We start from the raw sequence: 353 nt of genomic DNA, 5'->3' as shown, positions 1-353 counted from the left end.
GACTTGGTCACACTCGGGCCACCGGTAATGGTGAGGCCGTCTGAATTCAGTTTGCTGTCGCCTGCGGTAACGCTGTCGACAGTGATGTCTTTGGCCAGTTTGAAATCAATCTGGTTGTCGGACACGGTGGTGACGATGTTTTTGTCGCTGCTGCGGTAGGCAACGGTTTCGCCCAGTTGGACGTTGTCGTCGTTACCGTTGTCGGCAGCAATGTTCAGACCTTTGGCCACATTGGCGTTGGTTTCTTTCAGCTGACCGTAGTTAACGGCATCGGTATCATCGGTACCGGCGGCTACGTTGGTGATCTTGTTGCCGGCGGCATTGATGCCGGACTTGGTCACACTCGGGCCACC

At 55.5% G+C, this 353-nt stretch carries 1 pseudogene; it reads right to left on the bottom strand.

The annotated features are described in order from the left end of the window. Window positions 1-353, bottom strand: a pseudogene (locus tag ACTHR2_RS10565) (hypothetical protein); the annotation flags it as partial.

It is taken from the genome of Neisseria sp. P0006.S004 (assembly GCF_051963015.1).
Lineage (GTDB): Bacteria > Pseudomonadota > Gammaproteobacteria > Burkholderiales > Neisseriaceae > Neisseria.
The sequence above is the reverse complement of the archived record's forward strand: the minus strand, read 5'-3'. Positions and strand labels throughout refer to the sequence as shown.